The 12,518-nt window shown below is 57.2% G+C and carries 11 protein-coding genes; 10 read left to right on the top strand and 1 reads right to left on the bottom strand.

Going from position 1 to position 12,518, the window contains the following annotated elements:
• From sctQ to EOA75_RS00555, 6 genes are all read left to right on the top strand, one after another.
• Positions 1-596, top strand: a 596-nt coding sequence (gene sctQ, locus EOA75_RS00580; RefSeq protein WP_127323345.1) for a type III secretion system cytoplasmic ring protein SctQ, incomplete at its 5' end; no start/stop codon positions are given.
• A complete protein-coding gene (gene sctR, locus EOA75_RS00575; RefSeq protein ID WP_029354851.1) occupies positions 589-1,254 on the top strand; it encodes a type III secretion system export apparatus subunit SctR in 666 nt (221 codons plus the stop codon). The genes sctQ and sctR, both read left to right, overlap by 8 nt.
• Positions 1,255-1,283: 29 nt before the next feature.
• A complete protein-coding gene (locus tag EOA75_RS00570) occupies positions 1,284-1,532 on the top strand; it encodes an EscS/YscS/HrcS family type III secretion system export apparatus protein (protein WP_081714428.1) in 249 nt (82 codons plus the stop codon).
• A gap of 8 nt (positions 1,533-1,540) precedes the next feature.
• On the top strand, positions 1,541-2,359 hold the full coding sequence (sctT, locus tag EOA75_RS00565; protein ID WP_091595845.1) for a type III secretion system export apparatus subunit SctT: 819 nt from the start codon (positions 1,541-1,543) through the stop codon (positions 2,357-2,359).
• Positions 2,356-3,393 carry an EscU/YscU/HrcU family type III secretion system export apparatus switch protein gene (locus tag EOA75_RS00560; RefSeq protein WP_029354843.1) on the top strand — a complete coding sequence of 346 codons (1,038 nt, stop codon included), beginning with the start codon at positions 2,356-2,358 and terminating at the stop codon, positions 3,391-3,393. Before sctT ends, EOA75_RS00560 begins: the two co-directional genes overlap by 4 nt.
• Positions 3,394-3,749: 356 nt before the next feature.
• Positions 3,750-4,550: an Effector protein NopP gene (locus EOA75_RS00555; protein WP_127323344.1), complete on the top strand. Its 801-nt coding sequence runs from the start codon at positions 3,750-3,752 to the stop codon at positions 4,548-4,550.
• A gap of 542 nt (positions 4,551-5,092) precedes the next feature.
• Here the strand turns inward: EOA75_RS00555 and EOA75_RS00550 are convergent.
• On the bottom strand, positions 5,093-7,207 hold the full coding sequence (locus tag EOA75_RS00550) for a hypothetical protein (protein WP_029354840.1): 2,115 nt from the start codon (positions 7,205-7,207) through the stop codon (positions 5,093-5,095).
• Between the two features lie 1,349 nt (positions 7,208-8,556).
• Between EOA75_RS00550 and EOA75_RS33830 the strand changes: the two genes are divergently transcribed.
• From EOA75_RS33830 to sctV, 4 genes are all read left to right on the top strand, one after another.
• Positions 8,557-8,886, top strand: a complete 330-nt coding sequence (locus EOA75_RS33830) for a hypothetical protein (protein ID WP_091595908.1) — start codon at positions 8,557-8,559, stop codon at positions 8,884-8,886.
• A gap of 72 nt (positions 8,887-8,958) precedes the next feature.
• The gene (locus EOA75_RS34760; protein ID WP_224570034.1) at positions 8,959-9,201 is read left to right on the top strand and encodes a nodulation protein NopA; all 243 of its coding nucleotides are present in this window, start codon (positions 8,959-8,961) and stop codon (positions 9,199-9,201) included.
• A gap of 116 nt (positions 9,202-9,317) precedes the next feature.
• Positions 9,318-10,208: an EscD/YscD/HrpQ family type III secretion system periplasmic domain-containing protein gene (locus tag EOA75_RS00535; RefSeq protein WP_029354836.1), complete on the top strand. Its 891-nt coding sequence runs from the start codon at positions 9,318-9,320 to the stop codon at positions 10,206-10,208.
• 232 nt (positions 10,209-10,440) lie between these two features.
• Positions 10,441-12,504, top strand: coding sequence for a type III secretion system export apparatus subunit SctV (gene sctV, locus EOA75_RS00530; RefSeq protein WP_029354834.1), 2,064 nt, complete (start codon positions 10,441-10,443; stop codon positions 12,502-12,504).
• Positions 12,505-12,518 lie beyond the last annotated feature (14 nt).

Genomic DNA, 12,518 nt, shown 5'->3' with positions numbered 1-12,518 from the left:
GTCTATTCCTGTTCACGCCTCTTGACGGCTTAGTACCGCCTGCGTTTCGCGCGCTAGGCGAACTGCTTGCCCAGTTGCCGCGGCAGCTGGGCGGGCTGCCTCCAGAGCTCCCGCTCATTGTTGCAGGAGAGGTCGGCACGCTTCGCCTTCCTGCGGCGCTTCTTCGAAGCGCATGTGTCGGTGATGCATTGTTGCCCGATATTGCGCCGTTCGGCCGCGGCCAGATCACCCTAGCTGTCGGCCAGTTGTGCGCCGGGGCGGATCTTGACGGCGATGAATTAATCTTGCGGGGGCCTTTCCGCCCGCGACCGTGTCCTTTGGAGAATGCGCATATGACACAACCCGGATCGCAACTGGAGCTTACTAAGGATCTCGACGATGTCGAGATCGTGCTTGTCTTTGAATGCGGCCGCTGGCCTATTTCTCTTGGGGAATTAAGAAGTGCCGGCGAAGGGCATATTTTTGAACTTGGATGGCCGATCGACGGCCCGGTCGACATAGTGGCCAATGGTCAGCGTATCGGGCGTGGCGACATTGTCCGCATCGGAGAAGAGCTGGGCATCAGGCTCCGTGGCGGGTTTGCATGCAATGAGTGAAGCTCAGCCGACAATCCTGGCGCTTCTTGCGGTTACCGCCGGACTCGGTCTGCTGGTTTTAGCAGTTGCCACGACAACGGCCTTTGTAAAGGTATCAATTGTTCTTTTCCTCGTCCGCAATGCGCTCGGGACCCAGACCATACCACCCAATGTGGTGCTGTACGCCGCGGCGATGATCCTCACTATGTTCGTTAGTGCGCCCGTTGCTGAGCAGACCTATGACCGCATGTCGGATCCCAAGCTCCACTATCAGACATTCGACGACTGGGTAAGCGCCGCTAAAGCCGGAAGTGAGCCCTTGCGCGAGCATCTCAAGAAATTCACAAATGAAGAGCAGCGGCGATTTTTCCTATCTTCGACAGAAAAGGTCTGGCCAGAGGAAATGCACGCTGCAGCCACGCCTGATGACTTTGCAATACTTGTACCGTCTTTCTTGCTATCAGAATTGAAGCGCGGATTTGAGATAGGATTTCTACTTTATCTGCCTTTTATTGTTATAGATCTGATAGTGACAACTATCTTGATGGCAATGGGTATGTCGATGGTCTCACCAACTGTTATATCTGTCCCGTTCAAGATCTTTTTGTTTGTTGCCATTGATGGTTGGTCAAAATTGATGCATGGGCTTGTGCTGAGTTATACGTTACCGGGAGGCTGATCATCACTGAATCCAGCATCATTACTCTTATGAGCCAATCACTGGTGGTTTTCATGATCTGGATTCTACCGCCGCTCATTGCATCAGTGGTTGTCGGCCTCGTCATCGGCATCCTCCAGGCGGCGACGCAGATCCAGGATGAAAGCTTGCCGCTCACCGTGAAGCTTCTGGTCGTTGTCGCGGTGATTGGGCTGTTTGCTCCTGTGCTAAGCGCCCCGCTCATAGAGCTAGCCGATCAGATCTTCACCGAGTTTCCCGCAATGACACTTAGCTACTAGTCCGCCCCATGGACGCGCCATCGGCCGATATTCAAATTCTGATCCAGACGGCTCTCGAACTCGTCGTTGCGGCAGGTCTTGGGGCAGCCCGCGCGATGGGCATCATGCTGATCTTTCCCGTATTCACACGCTCGCAGATCAGTGGGCTGATCCGGGGCTGTTTGGCTGTTGGCTTCGCACTACCATGCCTGGCACACGTCAGCGGCGGATTGCCGGCGCTGGATTCTGATACACGCCTGATCCAGCTAACCCTGCTCGGATTCAAGGAAGTTTTTGTCGGTGTACTCCTTGGCACTTTTCTTGGCATTCCGCTTTGGGGCCTTCAGGCTGCCGGGGAGCTTATCGACAACCAACGCGGCATCAGCAGCCCGACCGCTTCGGCCGATCCCGCGACGAACAGTCAGGCTTCCGCGATGGGCGTTTTTCTGGGGATCACTGCGATTGCCATATTCGTCGGATCAGGAGGCCTGGAAACTTTGATCAGTGTCCTGTACCGCAGCTACTTGATCTGGCCGGTGTATCAGTTTCACCCGACACTGAGCGGGCCAGGAGCAATGGAGTTGTTGGGGCTTCTCGACCGCATAATGCGCACGGCATTATTGGTATCGGGGCCTGTCGTGTTCTTCCTGATACTGATTGATATATCGATGATGCTGCTGCGTCGCTTTGCCCCGCAATTTAAGGCGAGCCAACTGTCTCCGGCAATCAAGAACATTGTCTTTCCAGTTCTCATGGTCACCTACGCTGCCTATCTGGTGGAGAGCATGAAACTGGAGGTCACACAAGCCAACGGCGCGCTGGAGTGGTTCGACAAATTGCTGCCATGAGCGACACAAGTGAAGAGAAGACACACGCCGCCAGCCCGAAGAAGTTAAGTGAAGCGCGCAAAAAAGGACAGCTGCCACGTAGCTCCGATTTCGTCCGCGCGGTCGGGACTTGCGCTGGGCTCGGCTACCTTTGGCTAAGAGGCAGCGTGATCGAGGACAAATGCCGGGAAGCGCTCCTATTAGCCACCAAGTTGCAGAGCCTACCTTTCGATACCGCGGTGCCGCAGGCATTGGTTGTGCTCGTCCAACTCACCGTCGCGGCTGTTGGCCCGCTGCTTGGAACCCTCGTCGCCGCGGTGATTTTGGCCAGCCTGCTAGCCAATGGTGGATTTGTCTTCTCTCTGGAGCCGATGAAGCTCAGCTTTAAGAAAATTGACCCCTTTGAAGGGCTGAAGCGCTTGGGGTCTGCTCGTTCCATGGTCGAAGTCTGCAAGACCATGTTCAAGGTATTGGTTCTCAGCGCAACCTTTTCCATTGTCCTTCTCGGGATGTGGAAGACAATGGTCCCTCTGCCGATCTGCGGCATGGGCTGTGTTGGCCTCATCTTTATGGAGACAAAATTGCTGATGGGAATTGGCGCCGGCGCACTGCTGGTCGGCGGACTGATCGATCTCCTGCTCCAGCGCGCGTTGTATCTGCGCGAAATGCGCATGACCAATACCGAAGTGACGCGCGAGTCGAAGGATCAGCAAGGAGCGCCAGAGTTGAAAGGTGAACAGCGTCGCATCCGCGAGGAGGCGGCCGACGAGCCTGCGCTTGGCGTGCATCGCGCCACGCTGGTCTTAACAGGAAGGGCGGTCCTGATCGGTCTGCGTTACGTTCGCGGTGAAACCGGGGTGCCGTTCTTAGTTTGCCGTGCCGAAGGTGAGCGCGTTTCACATGTGTTGAGTGAGGCGCGGGCACTACGCCTGACGATCGTCCATGACCATGTCTTAGCGCGTCAGCTGATAAGCACTACAAAACTCGGCCACGCGGTTCCTATGCAATATTTCCAGCCTGTCGCGAAAGCATTCTTTGCCGCAGGCTTGGCCTAGTCATTGGAAGTCCACGACTGCCCAGTTCAAAACTGACCTGGTTCCATGCTAGTGGCAAATGTCGGCTGGCCATCCGTGCCCCAGTGTCTCTGTCAGGCCAACCGCGCAACCGCGGGCCTGGGGCAATCACTCCCCTCGGATCTGCCACCCAGCAACTACGGCAAGTCCTCCGGGCATGACCTTTCAGCCTCTGCTGGCCGGTGCGTGGCGCAGTCCGAGGTTTTGAGGCCGGCAGTGCGGATTTGATTGGTGCAGCCGTTGGAATGCCCTCGTCAGCTAGTCGTCAACTAAGCGCCCTATGTTGAACAGCCGTGCTAACTTGAGCTCGGTTGCGAAACATAGGAGTACGAATCGTCATGTATGGTCGAATTGGCTCATCCGATAGTTACCGCGCGCATAATGCCGGCGAGCAATCGGATGCAGGAAGCGAAGGGTTCGCGGACACATTTGCCCGAATGCACTTATCCGGATCGGAAGGTAGCGGCGCCTCATCATCGGCGGCTCCCCAAGCATACTCCCTCAATTCCCGACCTCCTGTGGTGGAGATCAACAGGACTTCCTTCAGGAGACAGGTGAGGCAATTTCATGGTGATGAAATCACGCACATCGCCGACAATCCTCAAGAGTATTCGGAGTTCGTATCGTCACGAGCCAGGCGCACCGCGGACGTTGCTCAGCAATATGGCATCCGTCGAGATACGGAGCACGCGCGATATTTCAGTTACCAATTGGGAGACCGGAGTGCCGGACTGCTGAGAATGGAAGGCGGATTCAGCATGAACGAGTTCGAATCGGAAAGTTGGCGGGAACAATTTCCTGGTCGAACTGAGGTCACTTCCATAGTGGATCTTCAAGTCGCCCATCCGCTCGTCGAAAATGCGGGCGATATTCTGCTGGAGCATCAACTTCGGATAGACGGCGACCGACCGTTGCTGAATTGGCGTGCGGCTAATCCGGAAGCACAAGCGCGCGCGCAGACGATGGGGTTTGTTGAAGTGGATCATGGCGACCTGGTGCTTGACCCTACGCAGCATCCCGACAAATGGACGAAGAACAGTGCCGGTGAGTGGCAGCGTGCAGGCAAACCTCCACTCTATCTCCACAAAACCGAGGACAGCGACAGCAGCGATAGCGGGTCTGACGACGATTTCATTTGATTTGTCGACCCGCCGCCGAGCCTTGCAACTGGTGACGGTTGCAAGGCTGTTGGCAGTGAATGCTAATTGTCCGGCGACAGCCCCGCCTTAGCGCCAGCGCCGCCGAGCGATCCAGCCCATCTCCCAGACAATAAACTGCGGATGCGCATCGTGGGTGCTTGCGAGCGGATTGTATTCGGGCCGGAACTCCGCCTCTTGGATACGAGCTCTCCCGAATCCAATTTTCTCCACCACACCGTTGGGTCGTTGCGATGCGCCGATCCCGATCGGATCGGCTATGCCTGCTCCGCGCTCGCAGGAAGACCTTCCGCCTCGATCTTGGCGGCGCGATCTCGGCGATAAGTTGGATGGGAGGCAAGATACGCCGCCACGTCAACAGCAGGTAACGCGACATCGCAAATCGGCCCTGACGGTAGCCGATCGACTCCAATCGCCGGACCGCAACTCGCGCAGCGGCATTCGCGGTTTGGCCAGGAGAAATGCTCGCTGACTCACAGCGTGGCCGGCCGCATTCTGCCCTAGACCCCAAAGTACGTGCCCTGTCATGCAGCCTGCGCCGACGGGAGCTCGGCACGCGAATGGCGTGGTTGGCGGCCAAGCCCCGAGGTCAACAAGGACTTACAGAAAGCGGGGGTGAGTTTGCCGCGATGAATTATGACCTTCTCGCGACCGGACCTAGCATCGGCTTCCTCTCGCTCTCGATTGTAGCCGCGCTGTTCGTTGGATTTAACGTGGCAAGCGGTGAATTCGGAATCAGCCAGCCCTTCCAAGTTTCTGGCCATGACGGGGCGACTCGTGTGGATGTGCACCCACATCGGGCTCGGCATCGCACCATTGACCAGCATCTTGGGCTGCAGCTTCATCTCAAACAGCTTTCCTGGCTCGCCACGCAGCGCGACCGGTGCCTCCGGCGGCATCAATTCGTCGGCATTGCACAAATGTTCCAGGTATTTTTGCGCCGGAAATGCGTAGGTCTTCATGCAATCAGTCGTAATGCCGGCTTTTCCTTCATTCAATGCGTTGGCCTGTCCCAGCACCATGTTCAGCAACCCTTTGAGCTGGTCTGTGCGTTCGTGCACTTTGGGTAGCTGGGTGGAGGTGAGTAGCAGGCGTACATTACGCCCCTGCAACCCGGCGAGACAGGTTTGCATCTCAATGGCCTGGGCTCGCAGGTACTGGGCCACATCGTCCACGACCTTACCGGCCTCCTCAGGCTTCATCTGGCGCACTTGGGAGACGACGCTTTGCTGACCGGCCAGATCGAACTGCAAAAGTTCGTCCAATCGTTTGAGCCGCTCCGTCAATACCTCCATTGACAACGCGGCGCCCCCGATTGTCGAGCCTGCCCCCGACGAACTCGCAGCCACCTCTTGCGCTCTCACCTGTGTACTCGCAACTTGATCCGAGCGCGCGAGAACCTTGGCTGCTGGCACTGTGCCGGCGTTCGCAGCGACTGGTGTTGATGGCTGCCCGGCGGCAGAAGTCCCGGCGCGAGCTGCCGACTTATGCTTTGACTTCCCTTTCCTTCGCGCTGTAGTGCCTTCTGACACTGCAGCCGTACCAGCAGTGTCAGCCGGTATCGCAGCGCCTGCCCTGGCCGGCATCGCAGCGCCCGCCTGGGCCTGTGGCGCCATGATGGCTGACGGCGGAGACTGCAGGTTCAACAAGTGCATGGCATCGTGCGCAGTGATCCATGCATCGTCCACGATCCGTTCGAACAGTTTCAATGGGAGGCCGGCATCTGGGTAGGTATGGCTTAGCTTGGTATGCACCTCGTGCAACGCCAATCCAAAATCCGAAAGCCGCTCCATGATTTTTTCTACAACCGCGCAATCATGAGCGTTGAGTGCTTTGCCATCATCCATTATGCCCTTCGCCAAAGAGAGGGCGCGAAGAGCTTCTTGAACGGCGCTTGCCATCAGCTGCACCACTCCATTTCGACCGACGAGGAGTTCCTTCAAATCTGGCTCGAACCTGCTCGCCCGCAGTTCAATCTTGGCCCGCGCAAGACCGATCCGCTCACGGACCAGCCAGATCCTGACACTCAGTACCGAGCCGGCACGCAGCCGCAGTGCGCACCGCTCGGCTTCCCGCATCACGGGCGTTCCACTGGATAGGCTAGCGGTGGCAGCGCAGGCGGATCGCTGCCGTTCGGAGCGCCATGCCTTTTTTTCCCACCACTTAATTGCCGCCGTATGGTGGTTCTCCACATTTAAAATCAACAGCTCCTGCCGGTCCGCCTGGGAGTAGGAGTAGAGTTTATCGACCATACCTGCCGCTTTCTTGGTCTTTTTGTCCAATTTCGTGATCGTCGACAGGCCAAGTTTGTCTACTTCATTCGCGGCGTCGCACACGATCTGGCAACATCTACGCACCTTGTCGTCTGGCATAATTGTCTGCGCCTCAGCCGCAGGCAGGCTAGCGCGGTACTCCAGAATTGCTGAGGCTGCATCGACGACCCGACTGATCAGCTCCACCGCCTCCTCGGGGACGTCGGTTTTCCTGGCCGCAGCCTCGCAATCAGTCAGTTGTTGAACAAGACTGTTCATTCTGAGCTGTGTCGGACTGATATCTTCATTTGACGATGAGCTGGTGCCTTCCACCTGCGCGGTTGATAGTTGGCTACCGACCGGCGCCATGGCTTCGCCCTCAGACATGGAGGGAGAACCGCGCCGCCTTGCGGCTGCGCCACGTGGCGCTACGGTTCCGCGTGGTGGCGCAGCGGCTCCACGTGGCGGTGCGTTCAGGATTTGATCTTCGCCAATCGAGGCGCCTGGCAGACTTTCGCGGGCATCGCCTGGACCGCGCGCAACTGGAAGGGAGGAGGGCCTCCTATCGGCGTCCCCAGAGCGCATCTGCTCCACAACGGAATCGAATGACTGTCCACCTTCTCCCGCAGCAAGACTTGATTGCGAAAGGGAACTGCTCGCCCGCCCCGCGCGGCTGGCTCCAGTTTCAGCCTGCGATTTCCGTGGTCGGCCAATGCCCTTCATATTGCGTCTCCGTAGTAGGCGAGAATGTGCTGCTATTGTGCTGGCGGCTGACGAGACCAGCGGCATCTTTCGGTTAACGTCACGGTCAGCCAGACCCGCGACGGCGTAATGTTCCCGCCAAAGTGCTTCTCAGTAGCAGGCCAAGATTGGCCCGAGCTCACAGGACTTTCGCAACGTTGCCATCGATGTCCTGAGATTATCAGCGCTTCAGTCCGCCGATTTCCAGGAACAGCGAATGAAATCAGACCAACTCGGCTAGCTCCCCTTCCTAGACACGTGCCTGACGATTTTATTGAGGCGTCACTCCTCTCGTTCGCCACCGACAAAGTCACACATTTGCTTCAGAGAAGCGTGTGCGTTGCGTATCGCGCGGGAAACCATTTCGATCTATAGTTACAAAAAGTGTCGAGACGGGACCTTTGGATCCGAAGGTCAGGCACGGCCGGCCTAGATAGACCGCTTGGCTGACGATTAGCTGACGATGGGAGTTCTCACGAACAGGGCAAGAAAATCCGACCGCTTCAAGCTTTCGATATGGTGAGAAGAGGATCCGCACCGGCCTCCCAAAGCCGGCAGACCATCCCATGTTCGTACTCGCCGACCTTCTCGAAGCCAATGAGCTCACCGCGCCGGGCCGTGATGTGCAGGCGAGAGAATGGTGATGCAAAGACCGAGTTCCTGCTCGTTGCGTGCGCCCGTGGAGCCAGCAAGAATACGGTCATTGCGGTCATGCAGCACGTGGACCGTGTCTCCTGTTCGACACCACAGCATCGAGGATGCAAACGAGCTGCTGCGGCTGCCATTCGGTCGCGGCATGCGTGGACGGCGGGATTGGCCGAACAGCCGAGATCGTGGTCGACTGTTCGATGCGAGAGCAACATCCTGCAGAGCATACGTTTTTGCGCTGGCCGGTTTTTGTCAAAAGCCGTCAGGTTCTCGAAAGCTCCCGCCCTTAGCTTGATCGAGGTTAACCTTTAACACGTCGCCGCCAATGGCAAATGCCGGAGTACCTGATGATAGCAGCAATTGGGAGTGGAGTTGGCAACCTCGGGACTTCCTTGATCCGAAAGGGCCATGGGGATTCGAAATCCGAGCATTCTGGTGATGGCAAGCCGGCTGGTGGCAATGATGGCAAGCCAGCTGGTGGGAATGATGGCAAGCCAGCTGGCGGGAACGATCGGGCGGATAACCGGACCGTTTCAAATGATCAACTTCAAGACAACTCACAGTCTGCAGCACAAAGTGAAGCCTTCCAAAGTATCCTGCGATCGTTCGCGTTCCAATTCGCGAACGATGCGATGGCTGAGGCCGATGAAGCTTTGGATGACACAGAAGATGCCTGACGCGGGAAAATCCGGCGTGAGGTCATACAGGCCGTTATTGACGGCACAACTCCAACAGAAAAAGGAATGATCATGGCTGCAGTTGATAATAATAAGAAATCAGGCAATACCAATACCAGTAGCGCCGGCAATACCGATAAAACTAACAGTGGCACTCCCGGCAATACAAGCGGAGCTGATGCTACTGCTTTTCAGGCGCAAGTGCAAGAACTAACCAATGTTAGCTTGGAGGCGACGAAAAGGAGTGTCCAGTTGCGCACTCTAACGACCAATCTCCAGACCATCAAGAAGGCCGCCGACGAACGCGTTTCGTAATGTCGGAAGCGGCTTTTAGACTGCCCCTAGCGCGTCTCCTTATTGACGCGACGTAGTCCCGAAATGAGCCGCATGGCAATTGCCGTGCGGCTTCTATCCTGTTTGAGAGATGCTCTGTGGATGACGCCGTTTCCCTCCGTTTCGAAGTGCTTTCGGGGCTCTATTGCGGACTGACCGGCAAGACGGATCTTCAAACGTGTTTAATCGGCAGCGGCTTCGATGCCGATTTGGTCTTTGTCGAGCAAGGACTGGCACCGCATCATCTTCGTGTAACTCTTCTTGGCAAGTCGATCGAACTCGAGGCGCTTGCACCCGGACTCAGTATCGAGGGCAACCGGAATATCGCCGCAGGCCAGTCCGTTGTTGTGCCCCTTCCTGCCGTCCTGCTCGTAGGCGAGATGTCCATTGCTTGGTCCGTGCAGGATGCAGAGCCGCCTGGTTCGACCGGCATACCGCGCCTACCGATCGGTGTGCTCGCCATGGTCATAATCAGCTCACTCGGGATCGGCGCGCTTTCGGGCATGTTCTCCTATCTTGGCAATGCAAGTGGATCGAGCCCCAATTCACTTCGGGCTGAAGTCGCGTCCAGAACGATCAGTCACCGCGCTGACAATGAACTTACGGGGGCAGCGGCCAAAGAGCTGCAGGAGGAAGTCGATCGAGCGGGTCTTCTCGACGTCAAGATTGGCTCCGCAAAGGGTGTTGTGACCGCCGAGGGCACCGTCACGTCTGAATCGGTCATCAGCTGGCAGAAGCTTCAGCAATCGTTCGATCGTCGCACCAAGGGTACTCTAACACTGGTGAACGGAGTGCTCATCAAAGAGGAGAAGGCGCCATCCGCAATCGCGGTCGAAGCTGTGTGGCATGGGGCCCAACCGTATCTTGTCATCGACAGCGAGAAGTATTTTGTCGGGGCCATTTTAGCTGATGGATGGGTAGTCGATCGTATTGAGGACAGCCGTGTGCTGCTGAGCAGGAATGGCCGCATTGCTGCTCTCCCATATTGAAAGCTCGCAGGCCCCATCAAGCAGCACTCTATGGCCAGCCAAACATCCTGTGGCGCTCGGTGCTGACAAGCTGGCTGCGTTGGAAACATTTGCTGCCCAGCCATTTCGCGCCTGTTTGTGGCTCTCATGCAGGGTCACGCGCTGGCCAAGGCCGAGGCGCCTTCGGAGTTCGAAAGCTACGTTTCAGGGCGTAACAGCAGAGTAAGTCTCAACCGATTGCAAAGGTGTCTCGATGGCCAACGTCCTGCGTGACTTCATCAAGCGTGCGCCGGCCAGCCCGGATTTAATGGTTGCGTTGATGCTGCTTCTGGCTGTCGCGATGATGGTCATGCCTATCCCGGTCGTGGTGGTCGACGCACTGATAGGATTCAATATGGGGTTGGCCATACTGCTGATGATGGTTGCCCTGTATGTCAGTACTCCACTTGATTTTTCCTCTTTGCCCGGCGTTATTTTGATTTCCACTGTATTCCGTCTCGCGCTGACGGTCGCAACGACGCGACTGATCCTGGCCGAGGGGGAGGCCGGCAGCATTATTCATACCTTTGGCGATTTCGTCATCTCAGGCAATATCGTGGTGGGTTTCGTCATATTTCTGGTCGTCACCATGGTGCAATTCATGGTCCTCGCGAAGGGTGCCGAACGGGTGGCAGAAGTGGCGGCGCGTTTCACGCTGGATGCTCTGCCGGGCAAGCAAATGGCGGTCGACGCAGAGCTACGCAACGGCCACATCGATGCCAACGAATCCCGCCGGCGGCGCGCCGAATTGGAGAAGGAAAGCCAACTATATGGCGCGATGGACGGCGCGATGAAATTTGTGAAGGGCGATTCCATCGCCGGGCTGGTGGTTATCTGCATCAACATGCTGGGTGGAATTTCGATCGGTCTGCTCTCCAAGGGCATGTCCTTCGGCGAGGTGCTGCATCACTATACTCTGCTGACGATAGGCGATGCATTGATATCGCAGATTCCGGCCCTTCTGCTCTCCATTACTGCGGCGACCATCGTCACCCGTGTGACTGGGACGGCGAGGATCAACCTCGGTACCGAAATGGTCAGTCAGCTCACGGCCAGTACTCGAGCCTTGCGGCTGGCGGCCGGCGTCCTGGTCGTGATGGGGTTCGTTCCTGGGTTTCCCCTCCCCGTCTTTCTGATGCTGGCCGCAGTGTTCGCTGCGGTAAGCATTGTCAAGGCTGATGTGCTGGGCGCCGGCACTGCCGATGCGAAAGATGGAACTGCAGCGGAGCCTAAGCAAGCCGCGCCTGCGAAGGAATTCCCGATCGCATTTTTTTTAGCGCCAAATCTTATGCAGGCGATCGATCAAGCCGAATTGCAAAAACATATTGGGCGCGTTTCGCTCCTGGTCACAGCCGATCTGGGCATTATCGTTCCCCGCATCCCTGTCTTGGTTGACGAGCAGCTGCCTACATCGCAATTCCGGATAGATGTCGAGGGCGTGCCAGTCGAACAGGACGCGATAGATCCAAGCCAGATGACGCTCCGAGCCGATGTAGCGCACGTCGACTCGAGCGGTATCCCCCTTAGGCGTGAGCCGAAAACGGACAGACTCCCGGTCGAACATACCCCTGCACAGGCCCTTACGGGCGCCGGCACGGAGCATTGGGCTCCCGGCGAACTCCTCGCCTTGCGCGTCCATGCAACGTTGACCCGCTACGCACCGCGATTGGTGGGCATCCAAGAGACCCGACATTTCCTGGGCCGAATGGAGCAGGAATATTCTGATCTTGTGAAAGAGGTGCTGCGCACGACGCCGATTCCTCGGATTGCCGATGTTCTGCGCCGCCTCCTGGAGGAAGGTATCCCAATCCGCCACACCCGTCTCGTGTTGGAGGCATTGGCCGAATGGAGCGAGCGTGAGCAAAACGTTGCCCTGCTGACGGAATATGTCCGTTCTGGTTTGAAGCGACAGATCTGCCACCGCTATGCCAACACCGAGGGCATCGTGTCCGCCCTGGTCGTCGAACGCGAGAGCGAGGATGTGATGCGTGGCGCGGTTCGAGATTCGGATGCAGGCCCCTATCTCGCACTGGAGGATCGGCAAAGCGAAGCGATGCTATCACAGATACGTCAGGTCCTTTCGAACACAGAACCGGGTCAAACCCGCCCTATTCTGTTGACGTCAATGGATGTCCGACGTTTCGTCCGCGGCTTTCTGACGCGAAACGGGATCGATCTCGCCGTGCTGTCTTATCAAGACCTCGCCTCCGACTTTACAATTCGCCCGGCAGGATCCGTCAAACTCCCGCACGGATCGAACAGCGGATTGTTAGAGTAGTTCCACCTTTCCTA

It is taken from the genome of Mesorhizobium sp. M1A.F.Ca.IN.022.07.1.1, assembly GCF_003997575.1.
Taxonomy (GTDB): domain Bacteria; phylum Pseudomonadota; class Alphaproteobacteria; order Rhizobiales; family Rhizobiaceae; genus Mesorhizobium.
This window is presented reverse-complemented; position numbering and strand designations above follow the sequence as displayed.

Bases quoted from the DNA above. Each gene is read 5' to 3' on its own strand.
- EOA75_RS00570 (WP_081714428.1), top strand. From the start codon at position 1,284: ATGAGCCAATCACTGGTGGTTTTCATGATCTGGATTCTACCGCCGCTC.
- EOA75_RS00555 (WP_127323344.1), top strand. From the start codon at position 3,750: ATGTATGGTCGAATTGGCTCATCCGATAGTTACCGCGCGCATAATGCC.
- sctV (WP_029354834.1), top strand. From the start codon at position 10,441: ATGGCCAACGTCCTGCGTGACTTCATCAAGCGTGCGCCGGCCAGCCCG.
- sctR (WP_029354851.1), top strand. From the start codon at position 589: ATGAGTGAAGCTCAGCCGACAATCCTGGCGCTTCTTGCGGTTACCGCC.
- sctT (WP_091595845.1), top strand. From the start codon at position 1,541: ATGGACGCGCCATCGGCCGATATTCAAATTCTGATCCAGACGGCTCTC.
- EOA75_RS33830 (WP_091595908.1), top strand. From the start codon at position 8,557: ATGATAGCAGCAATTGGGAGTGGAGTTGGCAACCTCGGGACTTCCTTG.
- EOA75_RS00560 (WP_029354843.1), top strand. From the start codon at position 2,356: ATGAGCGACACAAGTGAAGAGAAGACACACGCCGCCAGCCCGAAGAAG.
- EOA75_RS00550 (WP_029354840.1), bottom strand. From the start codon at position 7,207: ATGTCTGAGGGCGAAGCCATGGCGCCGGTCGGTAGCCAACTATCAACC.
- EOA75_RS34760 (WP_224570034.1), top strand. From the start codon at position 8,959: ATGGCTGCAGTTGATAATAATAAGAAATCAGGCAATACCAATACCAGT.